9 protein-coding genes and 3 pseudogenes are annotated in these 19,000 nt (G+C 66.1%); 9 read left to right on the top strand and 3 right to left on the bottom strand.

What is annotated here, in order from left to right; genetic code table 11:
• The first annotated feature begins 221 nt into the window (after positions 1 to 221).
• From ACWDR0_RS26275 to ACWDR0_RS26250, 6 genes are all read left to right on the top strand, one after another.
• A complete protein-coding gene (locus ACWDR0_RS26275; RefSeq protein ID WP_456354237.1) occupies positions 222 to 563 on the top strand; it encodes a CU044_2847 family protein in 342 nt (113 codons plus the stop codon).
• Complete coding sequence (locus ACWDR0_RS26270; protein ID WP_456354236.1) at positions 563 to 2,305, top strand: VMAP-C domain-containing protein; 1,743 nt, start codon at positions 563 to 565, stop codon at positions 2,303 to 2,305. The genes ACWDR0_RS26275 and ACWDR0_RS26270 overlap by 1 nt, the downstream gene beginning before the upstream one ends.
• 17 nt (positions 2,306 to 2,322) lie before the next feature.
• The gene (locus ACWDR0_RS26265; protein WP_456354235.1) at positions 2,323 to 3,354 is read left to right on the top strand and encodes an AAA family ATPase; all 1,032 of its coding nucleotides are present in this window, start codon (positions 2,323 to 2,325) and stop codon (positions 3,352 to 3,354) included.
• Entirely contained in the window at positions 3,344 to 6,670 is a 3,327-nt protein-coding gene (locus tag ACWDR0_RS26260) for a NaeI family type II restriction endonuclease (RefSeq protein ID WP_456354234.1), read from the top strand. The genes ACWDR0_RS26265 and ACWDR0_RS26260 overlap by 11 nt, the downstream gene beginning before the upstream one ends.
• Before the next feature lie 90 nt (positions 6,671 to 6,760).
• Positions 6,761 to 7,297, top strand: coding sequence for an SAM-dependent methyltransferase (locus ACWDR0_RS26255; RefSeq protein ID WP_456354233.1), 537 nt, complete (start codon positions 6,761 to 6,763; stop codon positions 7,295 to 7,297).
• A 250-nt stretch (positions 7,298 to 7,547) separates the two neighbouring features.
• Positions 7,548 to 10,568: an NB-ARC domain-containing protein gene (locus ACWDR0_RS26250; protein ID WP_456354232.1), complete on the top strand. Its 3,021-nt coding sequence runs from the start codon at positions 7,548 to 7,550 to the stop codon at positions 10,566 to 10,568.
• Positions 10,569 to 10,722: 154 nt separating this feature from the next.
• Here ACWDR0_RS26250 and ACWDR0_RS26245 read toward each other — a convergent pair whose 3' ends face one another.
• Positions 10,723 to 11,592 carry an IS5 family transposase gene (locus ACWDR0_RS26245; protein WP_456354231.1) on the bottom strand — a complete coding sequence of 290 codons (870 nt, stop codon included), beginning with the start codon at positions 11,590 to 11,592 and terminating at the stop codon, positions 10,723 to 10,725.
• A gap of 275 nt (positions 11,593 to 11,867) precedes the next feature.
• Between ACWDR0_RS26245 and ACWDR0_RS26240 the strand changes: the two are divergent.
• Positions 11,868 to 12,339: pseudogene (locus ACWDR0_RS26240) on the top strand (IS5 family transposase); the annotation flags it as partial.
• Positions 12,340 to 12,395: 56 nt separating this feature from the next.
• Here the strand turns inward: ACWDR0_RS26240 and ACWDR0_RS26235 are convergent.
• Positions 12,396 to 13,034: pseudogene (locus ACWDR0_RS26235) on the bottom strand (TIGR02391 family protein); the annotation flags it as partial.
• Positions 13,035 to 13,157: 123 nt separating this feature from the next.
• Here ACWDR0_RS26235 and ACWDR0_RS26230 point away from each other — a divergent pair.
• Positions 13,158 to 14,081 carry a restriction endonuclease gene (locus tag ACWDR0_RS26230; RefSeq protein ID WP_456354230.1) on the top strand — a complete coding sequence of 308 codons (924 nt, stop codon included), beginning with the start codon at positions 13,158 to 13,160 and terminating at the stop codon, positions 14,079 to 14,081.
• A 519-nt stretch (positions 14,082 to 14,600) separates the two neighbouring features.
• Here ACWDR0_RS26230 and ACWDR0_RS26225 read toward each other — a convergent pair.
• Positions 14,601 to 17,918, bottom strand: a complete 3,318-nt coding sequence (locus tag ACWDR0_RS26225; protein WP_456354229.1) for a hypothetical protein — start codon at positions 17,916 to 17,918, stop codon at positions 14,601 to 14,603.
• A 239-nt stretch (positions 17,919 to 18,157) separates the two neighbouring features.
• Between ACWDR0_RS26225 and ACWDR0_RS26220 the strand changes: the two are divergent.
• Positions 18,158 to 18,367 (top strand): annotated as a pseudogene (locus ACWDR0_RS26220) (transposase); the annotation flags it as partial.
• Positions 18,368 to 19,000: the final 633 nt, after the last annotated feature.

Genomic DNA, 19,000 nt, shown 5'->3' with positions numbered 1-19,000 from the left:
CCGAAGCGCCGGTAGTCATGGCCGCCGCTATGGCCTCCCGCCGATGTGCCCTCGGGGGAGTGGTCAAGAACAGTGAGCTGGGAAGAGCGCCAAGTCAGAGGCTTTTGCTGGCCCATCTGGGGGATACCGGACCAGCGGCTGGCTGGGGCGGGCCGGGCGGGGTCCAGCGGCTGGTGTCTTAGGATGACGTTGCTTTTTCGAGGCCGGGCGTGGGGGGACATATGGAAGAATTTGTCGAATTTAAGACGGACAGCGGTGCTTCGGTCGTGGTTGCCGTGGATGACGACAGGCCCGGTGCCCGGCCCGTGTCCCGTGGAGACGGTGTGCTGCGGCAGGCGGGGCAGACCTTCAACGGTGCGCTGGAGAGCATCCACACGGCGGCCGAGTCGGCGCTTCGTGTCTTTCGTGACGGGCAGCTCAAGCCCGACGCAGTGGAGATCGAGTTCGGCGTCAAGCTCACTGCCGAGGCCGGGGCGGTCATTGCGAAGACCTCCATGGAAGGACACCTCGTGGTGAAACTCAGCTGGACGCCGGGTGCCGATGGGGTAACTCCGGTCAGCTGATGGGTTCGCAGTCCTGGCAGGTGCGGGTCCTGGCCAATGGTGTCGGCTCCGGGTTCCTGCTGACCGACCGGCATGTGATGACCTGTGCACACGTCGTAGCTGGTGCGGAGCGCGTCGAGGTGAGGTTCGCCCAGTATCCGGACCTTGGCCCGCTCGAAGCGACCGTGGTCATCGGAGGCGAATGGCCCGGTGCGGATCACCTTCGCGGCGATGTCGCTGTTCTGGAGCTCGACCGGCCGGTGCGTGTGGCGCCTGCCAGATTCGCCGCCCTCGACGCGCAGTACACGCGTCTGGCGGCCAAGCTGACCGCGTACGGCTTTCCCCGTGGCTACGACGAAGGGATCCTCGGCGAATTCCGGAGCGCCAGCGATCAGCGGATCGCGGGGGAGTGGCTTCAGCTGGAGGCGTGGACGGGCCATGGTCAACCCCTGGACGAGGGGTTCAGCGGCGCGGCGGTCATGTGGGAGGACACCGGCGAGGTGGTGGGCATGGTGACCGCCAGGTACGCGGAAGGAGGGGGCGGAAGGATGCTCCCCTCCTGGGCCCTCGTCCGGCACTGGCCAGGGGCGGCAGGACTGGTGCCCGTGCCCGGGCACAGCTCCGAGGCGGTGGCCGGGCTGCGTGACCTTGTCCAGAGATGCGTGGTCGACTGCGCCCCGGAGATCGTGTACGGGAGCGTCATGGGATCTTCGCTCACACTTGCGCCCGCCGACGGCTTTCTGTCCTTGTGGGACGTGGCCTGGTTCCTGCTGACAGAGGTCAGCCCCGCCCCTGGCACCGCACCCTGGGCGGACTTCGCCGGGTACCTCGCGGACCGAACCCAGGACGGCGCCGTCCGGCGCGCACTGTACACATGGGCGGCGGACCATCGACCGGGACCGGCACCGCAGAAGCCGACGGCCCACCTGGTACCGGACGGAGGCACGAAGTGGTCCCCGATCCTTGTCGAGATCGAACGCAGCGGCGCCGACCGTGACGCTTACCTCGTCTCCGTCTACGCGATCCGTGACGGCCGCACGTGGCTCGTGGCCACTGACACCCTCGCCAGACGGCACGTGGAGGAGTACGTGACGGACCGCCTCGACCACGCCTTCCGGCAGATCGACCGCAGCGGGGACGAGCTCATAGCCTTCGCGCTGCCCAGGGACTGGCTCGGTGAGCCCGTCGACGAATGGCGGACCAGTGCGGACGACCCGACTCCGCTGGGCTGCTCGTCGCCCGTAGTGGTGATGGATCTCGGCCGGCGACGGCAGTCCATGCTCCAGTTCAAACTGGAGAAGGTCTGGCGGACTCTCGACCGTCGATCCGGCACCGACTGGCACCGGGTCGAGTGCGGCAGCCCCCAGGACCCCGCCAAGCTCACCGTCCGGCTCAGAGGGCTGGAGACCGCCGTGGGGTACGGGACACCCCCCGAAACCGATCGGGCGCGCGGGCTGCTGCAGGCGGGTCTGAACGCGGCTGTGCCGATCATCGTCTGGCCGAGACCAGGCTGCTCCGGCCGGCACAACAGTGACGGCACGGGTGAAGACTCCTGCGCCGGTACTCGGTTTCTCGACGCCTTGGACGAGCGCATGGCGTCGCTGCCCCCGGGGGACCTCCCCCGCCATGTCCGTGAGCTGCGGTGCGAGGCGTATACGGACGAGGAGACCAAACCGCACTGGGCCGCCGGTCTTTCCCTCGTTTGGGAGGATCCGCGGTGGTTCCCGGAAGCCCCTGTCTATTCGCAGTCCCCGGTCAGCTGAGCGATCTGGAGAACCCCATGTCCGCGTGGCCCGTGTACACCGCTTCGGAAGAGCCGCACGACGGTGTGTCCCGTCTGCCCGATCCGCCGCCCTGGCGGGCCTTCGACGGCGGACCCGTGCTGCCCCTTCCGCCGCAGGACGACGACTTCGCGTCCCCCGACCGCAAACACCGGGCGAGTACCTACCAGGCCACCGCGGAAAGCGTTGAGCTGGTGAACGCCGCCCTGGTCCTGCGCAGGCCACTGCTGATCACCGGCCCGCCCGGTAGCGGTAAGTCCTCTCTGCCCTATGCGGTGGCCAGGGAGCTGAAGCTCGGACCCGTACTGCGCTGGAACATCACCAGCCGGAGCACCCTCCAGGACGGGCTGTACCAGTACGACCCGATGGCCCGCCTCTACGCCGCCAGCAAGGGCGTGCGGCGCGGCCGGCCGGAAGAGGCCGACAGTGGGGACTCCTCGGGCGACGCCATCGAGGACCATCTGCGGCTCGGGCCCCTGGGGACTGCGCTGCTTCCCTACAAGCTGCCCCGTGTGCTGCTCATCGATGAGATCGACAAGAGCGACCTCGATCTGCCGAACGACTTGCTCAACGTACTTGAGGAGGGGCAGTACGAGATCCCCGAGCTGGTCCGGACCGCCCGCCACACTCCCACGGCGCGGCTGACGGTCTCGGACAGCGAGGACCCTGTCGCCGTCGAGCGGGGGCGTGTGCGCTGCCGCGCGTTCCCGTTCATCGTGCTGACCAGCAATGGTGAGCGGGAGTTCCCGCCCGCCTTCCTGCGCCGGTGCGTGCCACTGCACCTCCGCCGGCCCGAGCCGGACCATTTGGAGTTGATCGTACGGGCGCATCTCGGTGAGCTGGACGATGAGATGAAACGGATCATCGCGACATTCCTTGAGCGAGGCAGCACTGGTGAGCTGGCCACCGATCAGTTGCTCAACGCCATCTACCTCTCCAAGGTCCCGGGTCTGGAGGCCGGCTCCCGCGAGGCGCTGGCCGCCGGCCTCATGACCCATCTCGGCCCCGCAGCGGAGTTCCATGACTTCTGATCCGGCTCAGCCGTCGTCCCCGTCCACGCCCCCGTCCGAGCTGAAGCGCCTTCTCGACGTCCTCGACCGGGCGGGTGGGCTCGGCGCGTCCTCGACCGAGCTCGCCGAGCTGATCTGGCTGGCGAGCCACAGCAGCATGCCCGCGCAGGCCACGCAGGCAGGGTCTGGGCAGCTGGCCGATGAAGAATCCTCCTCCGCACCTGCCGACGCGGTGGGAACCGCTGGTCCCGGCAGCGGTCCGGAGCCGCCACGCATGCCGGGCCGTCCTGGTCTGCCGCTGTCGCAGCGGCTCGACACCGAGCCGGTGGACATCGGCTCGCACGCGTCGTTGCTGGCCCCGCTGCCGCCCATGCTGGGGGACCGGCTCCAGCTCCAGCGGGCCCTGCGCCCACTCCGACGCAGGGTGCCCTCGCGTCTGGACATGGAGCTGGACGAGCGGAGCACGGCGTACCGGATCGCTCGCCAGGGGGCGTTCCCCGGTTTCTGGCTGCCAGTACTCCGGGCAAGGCCTGAGCGCTGGCTCACCCTCTACCTCGTGTACGACACGGGGCCGACGATGCCCATCTGGCGCCCGCTGCTCCGGGAGCTGCACCACGTCATCGGCCAGACAGGCGCGTTCCGGGGAATCCAGCTCCTGGAGCTGACCGAGAACGGCCGGCTGCGCCGGTCGCCCGGCGGGCGACCGGCCGGTTCACCCCCGCGCGACGGCCGGTCCGCCGCTCTCATCCTCAGCGACTGCGGCGGTCCTCAGTGGTACCCCGGCAGCGAGGCCTCCGCGGAGTGGTACCGGACCCTGAGCCGCTGGGGGCGCTCCATGCCGGTGGCGGTCGTCCAGCCGCTTCCGGAACGGCTCTGGCGGCGTACCGCCCTCCCCAGTTCCGCAGGTCTGCTGACGGCGCGCGGACAAGCCGCCCCCAACTCGACCGTGCGGTTCAAGCCGTTCGACCCGTCCGGGGGAAGCCCCGCCGGGCTGCTGCTGCCCGTGCTGGAACCCTCCGCCCGCTGGTTCGCGCACTGGGCGGCACTGGTGGCGGGGCCACCCGGTACTGAAATACCAGGGGTGGTCGCCACGCTGCCCGCCGACCCGTCGGCCGTCTCTCCGGAAGCCGGACGGTCCGTCCCCCACGCCCTCTCCCCGGAGGAACTGGTCCTCGGCTTCCGCGCCCACGCCTCGCCGCAGGCACTCCGGCTCGCTGCCCACCTGGCGGTGGGGGAACCGAGCCTTCCCGTGATGCGGCTGGTCCACGCTGCCACGGAAGCACGACCGGAGCCACAGCACTTGGCCGAAGTGATCCTCAGCGGCCTGCTCACGACGGTCCCCGGCAGACCGGCCGCGGCGGGCCACTACGCCTTCCGGCCAGGGGTGCGTGAGGTGCTGCTCCGCACCCTGCCCCGTTCGGCGGCCGCGCGCGTCGGTGCCGTCATCCAGCACTTCGCCGGTTCCCGGCCCGGAGAGTTGCCCCTGGTGGTGCCGGCCGGGAACGCCGAGAGAGGGCGAGGCCGCCCCCACGGAGAACCCCTGGCAGTGGTGACCGAGAAGACGGTACGGAGGCTGGGCGGCGGCCCGGACATGCTTGCCGGTAGCCCGAGCTCCCTCGTCGACGGACGTTACCGGCTGGACGAGCGACGCGACGTCGGACCGACATTCGACATCTGGCACGCGACGGACGAGCAACTGGACCGAGCGGTGATTCTCAAGCTCTTCCACGTGTCCCTGACGGATGGCTCCAGAAGAAACAGGTTCCTCGCCGATGCGAACCGACTGGCCGCAATCGACACTCAAGGGCTAGTGCGGGTCGGCGGCTACGGGTTCCACGACGGCCGTCCGTACATGGTGATGGACCCGGTCGACGGAGTGGGCTTCGGGGAATGGCTGAAGCGCGCCCCTGAGGGCCTGCCCCTGGAGACGGTCAGGGCGATCGGCGGACAGATCACCGAGGCACTCGCCGAACTTCACCTGAACGATCTGCCCCATCTGGATCTCAGCCCGGCGGCTCTGGTGATGCGCCGCGACGGGCGGGTGGTCGTCGCCGATCCAGGTCTGAGTATTCATGGTCGGCCGGACAACGACAGCGGTGAGTACCTGAACAGGTTCCTCGATTCGTCCGGCCAGCTGTCCGATCATCGCTCGTTCCAGCAAGTCTCCGGTCCGGTGGGTGATCATCGCAGCGACCTGTACTCCCTCGGCTGCCTGCTCTACGAGATGACCACCGGTGCCGCGCCCGACGCCCGCGCCCTGCGCGACGCCTGGGCGCACGGAGTACGGCCCGCTCACCCGGAGCTGCCTTCCAGCTTCCCGCCCGAGTTCCGCGAGCTCGTCACAGACCTCCTCGCCGCCGACCCCAGGAACCGGCCGGCCCATGCTGAGGAGGTCCTGGCCAGGCTCATGGACACGCGGACGGACGACGGGGAACTCGACGCGGTCGCCCGTGCCGTGCTGGCTCTGGACCCGAGCGGTGCTCGTATGGGGCGTGTCCTGCGGGACGCCATCGACCAGGTGCTCGACGGCCCCCGGACCGGCCGCTACGACTGGAGGACCCTTTTCAAGACGGAAAAGGTGCATTTCGGGACCCTGGTCGAGATCGCCATCCAGCGTGAGTTCGGGTTCCGGGACGGAGCCGAAATGGACTACCGGATCGCCGGGGTGGAAGTGGACTGCAAGTATTCGCAGCAGTTCGGTGCCTGGATGATTCCACCCGAAGTGCACGGACACTTGTGCCTGTTGGTCTGGGCGGACGACTACAAGAGCCATTGGAGTGTCGGCCTGCTGCGGATCAGGGAGGAATGGCTCAATGCCAGCATGAACCGGGACCTGAAGTCGACGCTCAAGGCTGAACACCGAGACAAGGTCGTCTGGCTCTGGCACAACGCGGACCTCCCGGAGAACGCCCTGCTGCACATACCCGCCGACGACCGTGAGGCGATCCTTCAGCAGCCGTCCAGTCAGGCTCGGCTCAACGAGCTGTTCCGGCGCTGCCAGCAGCGCCGGATCGGACGCAATGTGCTCCACACCCTGGCTCAGCAGCAGGACTACATGAAGCGACTCCGCGGAACATTTGGGTCCCGCTCAGTACTTAGGCACGAGGGGATCATCATCCTGGGCGACTACCGTGCACACCAAAACATTGCCCGTCAGCTTGGGCTCCCCGTCCCCCAGGAGGGAGAGTTCGTCAGCACTCGGCTTGTACCTGCTGTGCCCGGGAACGACATGCCCGTCGCCGAGATCAGCGGTGAACTGTGGTCTCAGGCCTCCCCGGGAGACCCTGAGGCTACCGGTCCGGCGCTTCCCATGCCTGCGGCCGAGGGCAAGCCGTGAGTACTGACCCAGGAACAGGACCGGCATCGACGCGGCACCCTCGCCGGTGCCTACTACTCCGCTCGGCTCGCTGACGAGCAGACCGAGACTGTGATCGTGGATGGCGTGGCCCTCGACGGGAACATGCACGTCGGCTACTGGGACAGCGCCGCGGACGACCGCTTGCTTTGCCAAGCCGCCGACCGGCTCACCGATCTCGTGGGCGAGCGGCTGGTCGCCGCACCCGGTTGGCACGTGCTGGACGTCGGCTGCAGAACTGAACGGCCCGTCCTGCGCATTGCCCGGGTCGCTGGCGCCCGTGTGCCAGGAATCTGGGTAGCGACCACGACATCGGCCTCGCGTGAGCCCGGGCCGGAACTCACGGCGCTCACTGACCAGGTGGTCTTCCGGTATGCGGACGCCTGCACGCTTCCCATCGAAACCGCGCCCCTTCGGCGGTGCCTGTGCGATCGAGCCCATGAACGCACATCCACGGCCGGACCACCGCCCTCACTGAGATCGAGCCTTCCTACCGAAGGGGCTTCCGGTAAATTTGATCAGCTGTCGTTCACGTGGTGCGTCATCGGAGTCATGTCCGGATTTTCCATCCGGAGAGAACCACAGGTGAGGGGATTGTCTGCCTACTGAACTCAACGGCGACGCCACTGGGTCGCTACGGAAAATGCTCACCGACGCAGCAAGAGCTTGGACGTCCTGAACCCTCGCGGGGGTCGGATCCTCTTCCCGAGCACCCCGGCGGAGCAAAGTCCGCCTCACACCTCGAGACCGATGTCAGAGGTGACCGGTAGGTTGGGTCACCTTTCTACGGACGGAGGGGCACCGGGTGGCGGAACGCGGAGGACAGGCGGCATCGGATGGATTTCAGTACCAATACCTTGTGACGCTGGAAGCGCTTCTTGATGCAGCGGAAGACCACATTCCCCGCGTCGCTGCGGCCCTAATCGAGCCGTCGATCGATCCGACTCAAGACTCGACGGACCCTGACGCAATCGACTTCGAACTCGTCGACCACAACCGCCGTAGCGTGCATGCAGCACAAGTGAAGTCCGGCGGGTCAGGCACGGAGATGTCGGCTCCCGACGCCTTCGGAATTCTGCTTCGGATGATCCGCGCGCGACCATGGGCCGAGTCGTACCGGCTGATCACGAATATGCGACCGCACCCCAAAGTGCGCCAGCTGAATCGGATCTTTGGCATGGGTGATCTACACGAGCTCCGCGAGAACCTGCGTCAGCTGATGGCGCGCAGCCGCTGGCGTGACGAAGCGGCAGACGTGAGTGATGGCGAGCTGACCCAGATACGTCGCGCAAGAGTCTCGGTGGATTCCAGGCAGCGTTACCAGCTGCGTGACCAGCTCCGAGAGCGCATGCGACGACTTCGCAACGAGCACCGCAGCGGTCTTGGTCATGAGTCGGCTGGCCGTCTCACGAACTATCTGGCCTTCGAGATTCATCGTCGTGCTTCGGGTGAATTCAACGGGGAATTCACACTGGCGGATTTCCGTGAGGAAATCCTGACCCCGGGACGGAATCTTGCCTATGAACTCGGCTACTTCGACTGGGGAGTCATGGTGGGGGCGATGCCAGCCCCACCAGACATCCCCCGACCGGATCTCATCGACAGTATTCGTACGGCACTGACGAGTGGAGGGCGGGAGCGCGAGGTGCGCACCTGTGCGCTGCTTGGCCCCTCCGGCATCGGCAAGACGAGTGCCGCCGCGGACTACGCCTACGACCATGCTGACTCGTACGATCACATTTTCTGGGTGAACGGTGAGAGCAGTGCTTCCCTGCGCACCTCCTTCCAGAATATTCATGACTGGCTACTCCGTCGCACAGACGCAGGCCCTGATCCGGATAGTGGTCGGCTCCGTGACCAGGTACGAGCCCTACTCAGCTCCTCAGCACGCCCCTGGCTCATGGTCGTCGACAATGTCGTTGACCGCCGTCTCGTGGACCCTTGGGTTCCGACAAGCGGGCGTGGTCATGCCCTCATCACTTCGACTAACCAAGTCAGTTGGGCAACCCAGCGCGCCAAGGTACTGGTGCGGAGCATGACTCTTCGCCAGGCCACGGAGCTGATCCGGATGCGCCTGCACCACGGGGACGACTGGGATTCCGCCAGCGAGCGAGTTGCCACGGCTTTGGCGAAACAGCTCGAGTGCTGGCCGCTGGCGATGGAGCTCGCCTGCGGCCATCTCGCCGGCTGCGAGTTCGGGCTCAACGAGGCAGGCCGCTACCTTGAGCAGATTCGCGATCTGGCCCTGGGCGACCGAGGTGCCATTCCCTACGGGTACCCCGAAACGTTGGTCGGGGCAATCCGCTTGGCTCTGCGACGTCTGATGGACAAGCAGGAGCTGCAGCCGGCGTCCCAGGGTGCAGCGCATGCGCTCTTCCCGGCGGCCTATTTCGCGTCCCGGCAGATTCCGGTCTGGCTGCTCTACTTCTCCACTCTGATGTCCAGTGACGACGCTGCCCGGTCAGGTCTTCGCCATCCTGCGGTCTTCGGTCCGCGAGCCAAGGTTCTCTTCACCGCTCACGAGATGTATCGCGCGCTGCGCGCCGAGTCGCTAGCTCAACGCGATGAACCGCTGTGCACGCTGCCTCAACAAGAATGGTCCACCGCACACTGCGAGGGCATTGACGATACGATCAACATCAACGAGATCGTGCAGCATGTCATTCGTATGTTGTCAGAGGACCGTACCGACGTGCCCGAGATTCTGAGCCGGGCTGCCTACCACGCTCAGGGCTGGCTGACAGCATTCATCGAGGCGAATGACGACGCTCACCTCCTCGCGATCTTGCCGCACGTACAGAGTCTCGCCGGTCATGCCAGCCGACTCGGCATCGCTACGGACACGCTGGCGGTCATGTGGGGCAACCTGGCCGGTGCCTACGTACTGCGGGGGAAGCTAGACGACGCCCGGGAGGCATTCGAGAACGAGCTGGAGTACCTGCTGGCCCGCAAGGAGCCCGCGCCTGTGCTGGAACTCAAGACCCGTTCCCAGCTCGCCGACGTACTGAGAAACTTGGGTGAAGCGTCGTCAGTGTGGCTGCCTCATCTCATCCGCGCCCGAGATATCGCCGTCCAACTGGCCGACTACCGGCCCGAGGACGTGTCTATGGCCGTGGTCAACTGTCTGACGGTGCTCCGCAGTCACACCGGCCGTGGGGTCATGGAGCCAGAGGTGCAAGCCCTCGCAGACGATCTAGAGTCGCTGCGCCAACGAATGCCGACTACTCGGCTCTTGAGCATTCAGCGCGAGATCAGTCAGGTCAATGAAGCCCTGACTACCGGGCGCATGACGGACGAAGAAGTCGAACAGCGCTGCCGAACGCTGCTTGAAGACGAGGCTCTTCGTGGTCCGCAACGCCTCGAACTGACAGGGTTCCTCATCGAGGCCCTGGCGTACCAGCATCGATGGGGCGACGCGATGGAACGCCTTCGGGATATCCACGAGTACACGGTGGAGCGGTCGCTGCACCCGCAAGTGATCGCTAAGGTGCTGCACAATGTGGGGCTGCGTGTGGGGCTGGCCGTCGCCTCCGGGGTGCCCGAGTGCCGCGCTGAGCTCCTGGCACTGACCGGTGAAGCCGACGCGGCGTCCGTTCCCGAGTGTCAGCAGCTGCTGTCCCTCATCGTCAGAATCGCATCACTCATGCGGGTGGAGCATCTCAGTCTTCAGGCGGGGACGACATGTATGCCGTTCAAGATGCAGACCCTGCGCCTCCTGGAGGCCGTGTGCAAAAAGGAGCACCACTCGATTCGCAAGATCCACGAGGGCTTGGCGGATCTTGACTCGGCAGCACTCGACCGCGAAGACGAGTTCGGTTGGCATCTACTTTCCCAGGTCATTATCGCCCCTGCGATCAGGATGGCGCAGCGGGACGATTGAGCTGCTCACGCTCGTCCCGGCGGACTCCAGCCACGTGCCGTGGGTGGCCAACAGTCCCGTGTCGATGATGGCAGCCCAGCTCGCACGACACCGTACTGTCTGGCGGAACCCGGTCACTCTCATGATCTCTTAGAGGTCGTTTTCGTCCGATGTTTCATCCCGGGATGGTGTGTTTAGTGGCCTTTTTGGGGTCGCGCCAGGAGACGGTGTTCTCTCCGGTGAGGCGGCGGCTCATAAGGTCGGTCATGGCGATGTGGATGACGGCTTCGGAGCGGGTGGGAAGGGTTTCGTAGTCGCGGGCCAGGCGGCGGTGGAGCATGATCCAGCCGTAGGTCCGCTCGACCGCCCACCGTTTCGGGATCGGGGCGAAACCCCTGGTTCCGGGCTTGCGGGCGGTGATCTGCATGTCGATGCCGAGGGTCGCGGCGTGCTCGACGAGGTGCTGGCGGTAGCCTCCGTCGACCCACACCTTGCGGATGCCGGGGTGGTCGGCGGCGACCTGGTCGAGCAGCCCGGTGCCCGCAACGGAGTCCTGCACGCTCGCCGCGGTCACGAGTACTGCGAGGAGGAGGCCGAGCGTGTCTGTGACGATGTTCCGCTTCCTGCCTACGATCTTCTTGGCCGCGTCGACGCCCTGGCTGGCAGCGGGGACGCTGGTGGAGGTCTTGACGCTCTGGGCGTCGATCACGCAGGCCGTCGGCTCGGCGTCTCTGCCCTCCTTCTCCCGCAGAAGCTGCCGGAGCAGCCCGTTGAGCTGGGCGAACACGCCTTCGTCGGCCCATTTGGCGAAGTAGCCGTAGACGGTGTTCCAGTGGGGGAAGTCGTGCGGGAGGTAGCGCCACTGGGCCCCGGTGCGGTTGATGTACAAGATCGCGTCCATGATGTCGCGCAGGTCGTGCTCGGGCGGGCGGCCGAAGTCCAGAGCCCTGCCGCGGCGCTCGAACCGCCATGCGGCCAGGACCGGCTCGATCAACTCCCAGCGGGCATCGGACAGATCACTCGGATACGGACGTCGCTTCGCCATGTTTCCGGCGTACCGTCGCGGGTCGAGTGCGCCCAGGCGCGCAACCACGGCGGGCAAAAGCACGTGGCCGCGAAGGCCGGGCATCCTGGGATGAGACAGAAACAGGTCACCATCCGCCCCACCCTTAACCCCACCCACCCCTCAGACACCAACCACCTTGCTGACCTCATCTGCACCGCAACCCGACATCCCGAGAATCCATCGGTAAGCGTCTAAAACAGAGGAAAACGACCTCTAAGGCGTGTCCGCAATGTCGATCGGTCGTTACTCCGTTCGTGGTCCGACGTCATGAACTGACCGATCAGGCCTGGGAAGTGATCGGGCCGCTGCTGGCTCCGCCCCGGATGGGCCGTCCGGGGCGGGATCGGCGGCAGGTCCTCAACGGGATCCCGTGGAAGCTGTCCACGGGTGCGGCCTGGCGGGATCTGCCCGAGCGGTACGGGCCGTGGAAGACCGTCTACGAACGCTTCTGCCGCTGGTCGGCGGATGGAACCTGGGACCGGCTCCTGGCACACGTCCAGCAGCACTTGGATGCGATCGGCGAGGTCGACTGGTCGGTCGTATGCGTCGACTCGACGATCGTGCGGGCCCACCAGCACGCCGCCGGAGCCCGAAAAGGGGCCCTGGACCGGTGAGGCCCTCGGCCGGTCCCGCGGCGGGCTGAGCACGAAGATCCACCTTGCCTGCGACGGCCGGGGCCGGCCTCTCGCGTTCACGCTCACGGGCGGCAACGTCAACGACTGCACCCATCGCGCCAGGATACTGAAGGCGGCCAGCTGTTCGAGCGCCTGATTCTCGTCCAGCTCGTGATCAAGTTCGTGAGCGATGGGGTTGCGGATCGCCGAGCACACACCGCGGGCAAAGCTGCCCGCACCTTCATGACGGCTTCTGAACGTGTCGCTGCCGTCGTCGGTGCCCAGGCGGAGTCGCGGGTGCCCATCAGACGGCGGCTTGGTGGAGAAGGCGTCCCCCAGGAGCTTCGCCTCCGAAAGAACCCTCCGGCCCAGCTTCGCCTGAGCCTGGGCATTGACCGCATTGGCAGCCATCCCCACCGCCTCTCGGAAGTGGCCACTGTCCCAGAGCCCCTGGACGCTGCCCCATACCCACGGGTGAAGCGTCGCCGCATCAAGCTGAGGGGTACCACTTCCGAGATTCTCGATCAGCTCCTGCTCAGCTTCCAACTGCGCGATCGCACGATGGGTAGCCTCCCGTTCCCGCCAGAAGGGCTGCCTCTGTCCCTCAGGCCAGTCAGCAGTTCGCCAACCAGGCAGGACTCGGTCCAGAACTTGCTCAATGATCTGGGCTGTTGCCTGAATCTCGGACCTCGGCTTGTCGAGTCTGTAGTGCGCAAACCCAACGGACTGGGGAGGACTTGGGACATAAGTGATGGAAGCTGTCTCGAGGAACGACTTGAGCTTGTTGATCGCCCACTCGCGGTTCATCTGGGTCATCACCCAATGGTCCAAGATTCGGCGGCGAGTCGCTCGGAAGAGGGGATAATAGGTGTCGCGGCGGACTAACCGGAGTCAAGTCACCCTCAGGCTGAGTGGAGTAACTCTGTGACCATGCGTCAAGAACTCGATGACCTGCTTGCACTGAGGGACGGCATCACCCCTCAGGCTCGAGGCCGGAGGTTCGAGGGATGGCTGAACAGGCTCCTCTCTCAGGGCAACCTGGCCCCTCGGACGGCGTTCCGGCCAGATGGCGAGGAGGTCGACGGCTCCTTCGTTCACGGACACAAGGCGTACCTCCTCGAGGCTAAGTGGCTCAAGGGTGAAGTGCCCGCCTCGGCCATCTATCAGTTTAAGGGGAAGGTGGATGGCAAGCTGGTCGGAACCATCGGAGCCTTCATCTCGATGTCGGGCTACAGCCGGGACGCTGTTGATGCTCTCCGCGTCGGCAAAAACCTGAACGTCATACTCTTCGACCGCGCCGATATCGAACTGGCCGTGCGAGTCGGATTCGCCGAGGTGTTCGGCTTCAAGCTCCGCCAAGCCGCCGAGAAGGGCGAGGTTTTTATTCCCTATGAGGTAGTTCCTGCTGTCGACGTGGCTCCGTCTCCAGGCATGCCGTTGACTGTCATCGTGGAAGGGGGGACGGATGCATCCATCATTCGCGGGATCGCCGAGAACCTCCGCCGGAGCGGTACCCCGACGCGCGATCTGCACGTTATTGTCGCGCGCGGAGTGATGGGGATGTCGCACATTGCACAGGCCGCAGCGCAAGCACGTGGTGGAGATGTTCTGGCCATCGCTGACTCGGACGGCCACCTCACCGCGATCCCTCACCTGGACCCGCTTCCGGGGCAGAACATTGAGACCATCATCGTCGACCCCTGGATCGAGAAGTGGCTCGGCTTCGCCTCGCCCGCAGAGGCGAGGCGGGTCCCGCGAGGAGAGATACCTCGCCGAGTGGCAGAGATTGACGTCGCCGACCTCGCGGCACGTGACCTGGAGTTTGGGCGGTTGATCAAAATTCTTAGTGCATAGACCCGACCGTGCTCCGATGAGCCGGTGGATCTCCGAAACTCACTGAACAGAGTGCACTCAGCGCTTCTCCGGGCATCGAGACAATTCCTTCGTCCTGCTGGACAAGCTGCCCTGTCACCTCCCTCCCCCAGCCCTCTTGAGATCCTGTTTCGAGGGGGCTCGGTCGTCTCCCCTCGGCACCTCTCCGCCAATCAGTGTTGTTGTGCTGGTCGACCCATTCGGCGTGGTCGGTCTGCTCGACGAGGGCGCGGCGGCCGGCTTCCTGGTGGCTCCAAGGATTGAGAAGGGGACACGCTCAGACTTGACACGGAAGGTGAGTGGCCGAGTCAGGGCTGGAGAAGACGCGGTTCCGGAGTGCGCGGGACATGGTGGGATGAGAGGCCTGGCGGGGATGTACATGGCTGGGGGCATCCCGCGATGCGGCTGTCGAATCGCCAGCTAACCGGCCGGTGTTTCAGAGAGGTATTCGTAGCGTTCCAGCAGGTCGACAACCCTGCTGTGGAACCTCGGGTCCGGTGTTCATGGCCCGCAGTAGTCGCGCGGCCTGAGTGCCTCCAGAAACTCCATGCGTACGGTGCGACGGCAGTCCTTCCGGAGGGCGGCCCGAATGGCGGAGTACGGCGCTGTGTCGGGAAGGAATCGGGCCAGAGTGCGTCGGACCGGGAGGGCGGGGTCGTTGGCGAACTGTTGGCCGAGTGAGGCCAGATCCGTCAGGCCAGCATGGCACCACAAACGCGCGGCCAAAGCGCGGGCCCAGGGCGAGGTGTGTCCTGACAGGCTCGGGATCAGGGGAATGAGGTCTTCGTGGGGCAGCGTGGCGAGATCGCGGGCAATGAACCGGTCAGTGCCCTTGTCGTGGTGGGCCAGCAGGGGCAAGGCTGCGGTCCTGACGTCGCCCTGCTGGGCTGGTGTGTGGGCGAGGCTGCATGCCGCGCTGAGGCCTGCGTATCGCAAGGTGCTCGGGCCTCGGTCGAAGCGAAACCGCTCGTAGGGGTGGATGGCGTTGTCGTCGTCTCCGCCGCTGCCGTCCAGCCGCCCACTGACGGCGTCCATGGCAATTGTCAGGAAATGGGAGCGGCGCCTCAGGGTGAGCCTCGGGGCCAGAAGCCTGAGTCCCTGCAGGGCGTCCTGGCGGATGTGTGCGGTGTTCGTGTGGTCTCGTATCTGGGTTTCCAGCGCATCGGCGAGAGCGTCGCAATCTGCTGACGTCAGCAGGTGGTGCGCCAGTAGTGCTGTTCGGGGCAGTGTTGCCGCCGCGGGCAGCGGGTCGGCGCCCGGCCGTGTGAGGGCTCCGTCGAGCAGCGACTGTGCAAGGGGGCGGGCCGCGTCGGCCGGGGTTCCGGCCAGGACGAGCGCGAGTGCCGCTTCCACTGATCCGCGGCTTGCGCTGGTGGTGCAGCGTTCGACGACGACGCTGGGCAGCAGCTTGAGGACGCTTCCTGCGCCGAGGACGATCTGCGACATCGTGTAGTCGGCGAGCATCGCCTGGCATGCCCGGTCGATGGCTTCAGCTCGTTCCGGGCCCGTATGGTGCAGGGCAATGGCGAGCAAAGTCCGGGCGTAGGGGCCTCCTACCCTGGGGTCGGCTGTCGTCCCCGTCGCGTGCCACTGCTCGGTGAGGTCGAGGAACTGGCGGGCTTGTTCATGTGTGAAGGCGGGGGCTGCCTCGGCGAGCAGTCCTGCAGCGGCTTCGTGAACGTACGGCAGGTCAGGGTGGGTCGTCTCGAGACCGGAGACTTCCTCCAGGGCCAGGTCCGTCCACGCACGGGCCTGCGTGTCGGGTATCAGGTCGGTCATGGTGTGGGCGTTGGTGAACATGCTCTTGCGTTTCCACCGGGGCAGGTCCGGCCAGTGCGGGGGTACGGGCAGGTGGAGCTGTTCCTCCGGGAGGTGCTTGCTCAGTTGCTTGAGTAGCTTGCCGTTGCCAGCTGCGGTGAAGTGGCTGGCTGCCTGGCTCACGAGGTCGTGATCGAGGTGCAGGCGTCCGAACAGTTCGTGGGCTTCGCGTTCGGCTGACCAGTTCGCCGATGCCACGCTATGGCGCAGGTACTGTGTCAGAGCCTGGCGGCATTCTGCGGAGTGGGCTCGGTTCGAGAGGCGCCCGAGAGTCCGCTCGCGGACCGCTGTCGGGATACCCAGCACGCTTCCCTGACCTGCTGCCCGCAGGACCGTGGTCGTCGGAAACGGGTCGATCTCGTCGGTCTGGAGGTGGTAGCGGATCCGGACCAGGCTTTGTGCCTCGAGCCACGTCGCGGCGTCGAGGTGGTTCCTGCAGCGGACGGCGCGCTCGACGGCCTCCTCGTACCGTTCGAGTGCCTGCTGGCCCTGGCCGGCCTCGGCCAGGAAGCGGGCGTGGCGAGCGCGCAGGAGCGCGGTGATCGACGGCAGGTACGACGATGCCGTGAGTTTCTTCCATGCCGTCCCTGCTCGGTCGGTGTCCGCCAGACAGGCGTACAGGCGCGCCCGGAGCACCGTGTCGCTCTCGGCCGCGCCGTCGGCGAGAGCTCGCAAAGTGTCGATCCGGTCCTGGACGAGTTCCAGCCGCCCTTGGGCGACAGCATGCTCGGCGAACCAGGCTCCTGCCAGGACGGCATGAGGGCATTCAGGCTGCAGGGCGTCGATGCTGGTGGTGATGTCTGCTAGTGCGACGTCGTGGTAGTGCTCGAAGGCCGCCAGGTCTCCCAGTGCGTTTGCCGAGCGGATCAGGTGGTCGGAGGCGTGGGTCTGTTCTTCGGACAGCCGGTGGATGACGGAGTTCGCCAGCCACGGCTCGCCTGCTTCGAGAGCTGCGGCCATGACGGACACGTCGGTCGATGTGCCGCCGTCGTGATCACCCGCCTGGTGCAGAACGCGCGCCTGCCTTCGGCGCATGGACAGAGCGAATGACGGCCAGCCCGCGTCATCCAGGGCCTGCGCCAGCCCCTCGTACCGCGCGGCTGCCTCGGCAGGATGCGTCGTCTCCAGTTTCCGGGCCTGCTCGAAGTCCTGTTCCAGTCCCAGGTAGGCCATGGGACCGCGCGTCACTGCGTCCGGCTCGACAAGCTGCCGCTGTTCTGGCGTGATGGCGGAGAAGCGCTGTTTGAGCCGCGGGGCGAGCTCGCGGCGCAGCATGCTCTCGGTAATCCACGCACCGCTGGGGGCCCAGTCGCCAACCCGCTGCTCGATGCCTGCGAAGACGGCCTCCGCCGCCTCCGGGGAGTCCTCGAACGCCTCACGGCGCAGGCGGTCGACAGCGTGGACGCGATCCTGCATGTCGCCGTCTTCCAGGCGCAAGTGCTTGACCCGCAGCTTCGACAGCAACCGCCAGGACAGCTCGGCTGCGTCAACGGCCCGGGTATCCAGACGGCCTCGAGTGGCTGCTTCGGCAACGACCTGGTCGAACATAGCAAGGCGGTCGCGCAGTCCGGTGTTCGTGGGTCCGGACCGGGCAGCCTCGTGCCTGAAGCCGTCCGGACTCTTCCCGTCCGCAAGTCGGGTGAGGGACGCGACCTGAGAAGCGTGGATGCTCCGTTCGGCGGCGGCCAGCACGAGTTTGCGGTGCCCGGACTCGATCTCTCCCCAGTGTTCCGTGATCTCTACGAGGTAGTTGCCGACGAGCTTGACCGTCGCGTCGTCCGAGGGAATGAAGGTGGGGTTACGCCGGACCCCGATGCACGCCGTGAATTCCTCTGTCCCGCCGCGACGGCGCCCGATGACCATGACGTCGTCCACGTGGCTCAGATCCCTCGTCTGAAGACGGATCTCCACCGGCTCGAGCAAGGCATCACCGAGCTCGTCCAGTGGGCTCTTCGTCAGCAGCGCGGAAAGGAGAACAGCCGCGTAACGGTGTTCCAGCACAGTCCCTCCGCCGCCGGTCGCGTACGGCGACACCCCCATGACCGCCTCCGTCCTTGTGCCCACGGCATCGGCACGACCCTATCCCCCGCAAGAAGCCAATCCTTGCCCGCAACCGCTATTGGGATGCCACAAGCCCAAGCCAACCACTGGGACTCAACCCGCCGCCGCTAAGGGGGCTGCATAGCAGGTAGTCCAGAGTGATTATGTGACCGATGGTGTTAGTGCTCGTTGCCAGGTGTGTGAGTGAGCGTCGTCCGTACCGCGGTGATGTGTCCGCTGTCCGCTGGGCTTTGATCGAGCCAGTCTTTGCCGTCTGGCGGGCCGGGCGAACGGGTCCTGGCACGGCGGCCCAGGTGCACGATCTGCGCGAGATCGTCAACGCCATCCTGTACGTCAACCGCACCGGCATCCCGTGGGAGAACCGGCCGCACGACTTCCCGCCGTACGGACACCCTCGGCATGGTTGTCGCCGTCCTCGTCACCGCCGCGTCGGTGTCCGACACAACCGGCGGGAAGCTGCTGCTCGACGACCTGGCCGCAGTGCACCCCACGGTAACCAAGGTCTGGCCGACGGCGGTTACTAGGGCGTGTCCGCAAAGTCCCGTCTGGCCCGCGACGCCCGGCACTCGGGGCTTCCGTGAAGCTTGCCCTTGCCTGTTGCCGAGACGTGGCAGGCAAGGAGTATGTCCCGGGCTGGTCCCAGGGGAACCTCAGGTGTGAAGAGGGAACCGAGCATGACGTGGCGAAGCTCATCGCGAGTCGAGGACATGTCCACAGGCTATGCGTAGGCACTGACAGCCCGCCGGTCAATCCGCCCACCCTGCAGGGACCAGAGATGCCAGAGCATGCTTCGTCGTCAGGACGGTGATCCTGGGGACCAGTTGGGGACCACACGCTACGCGCGGTGGTGCACGATGCATGCTTTCACGCACAACTTGCGACCGGATTAAGTCTGTTATGTCCAGAAAATAACCTTAACCCTCACTCCTGGGGGTCAAGGGGTCGCAGGTTCAAATCCTGTCGTCCCGACCAGCTCTTGAAGCAGGTCGCAGGCGGTATCGGAGTAATCCGGTACCGCCTTT

The organism is Streptomyces sp. NPDC003691, assembly GCF_053981115.1.
Note: the sequence above shows the minus strand (reverse complement) of the source record. Positions and strands in the feature narration are given on the sequence as shown.

What these genes read in the sequence shown, in the direction of transcription:
- ACWDR0_RS26270 (WP_456354236.1), top strand. Translation starts at nt 563, where the DNA reads ATGGGTTCGCAGTCCTGGCAGGTGCGGGTCCTGGCCAATGGTGTCGGC.
- ACWDR0_RS26265 (WP_456354235.1), top strand. Translation starts at nt 2,323, where the DNA reads ATGTCCGCGTGGCCCGTGTACACCGCTTCGGAAGAGCCGCACGACGGT.
- ACWDR0_RS26275 (WP_456354237.1), top strand. Translation starts at nt 222, where the DNA reads ATGGAAGAATTTGTCGAATTTAAGACGGACAGCGGTGCTTCGGTCGTG.
- ACWDR0_RS26260 (WP_456354234.1), top strand. Translation starts at nt 3,344, where the DNA reads ATGACTTCTGATCCGGCTCAGCCGTCGTCCCCGTCCACGCCCCCGTCC.
- ACWDR0_RS26230 (WP_456354230.1), top strand. Translation starts at nt 13,158, where the DNA reads ATGCGTCAAGAACTCGATGACCTGCTTGCACTGAGGGACGGCATCACC.
- ACWDR0_RS26245 (WP_456354231.1), bottom strand. Translation starts at nt 11,592, where the DNA reads ATGGCGAAGCGACGTCCGTATCCGAGTGATCTGTCCGATGCCCGCTGG.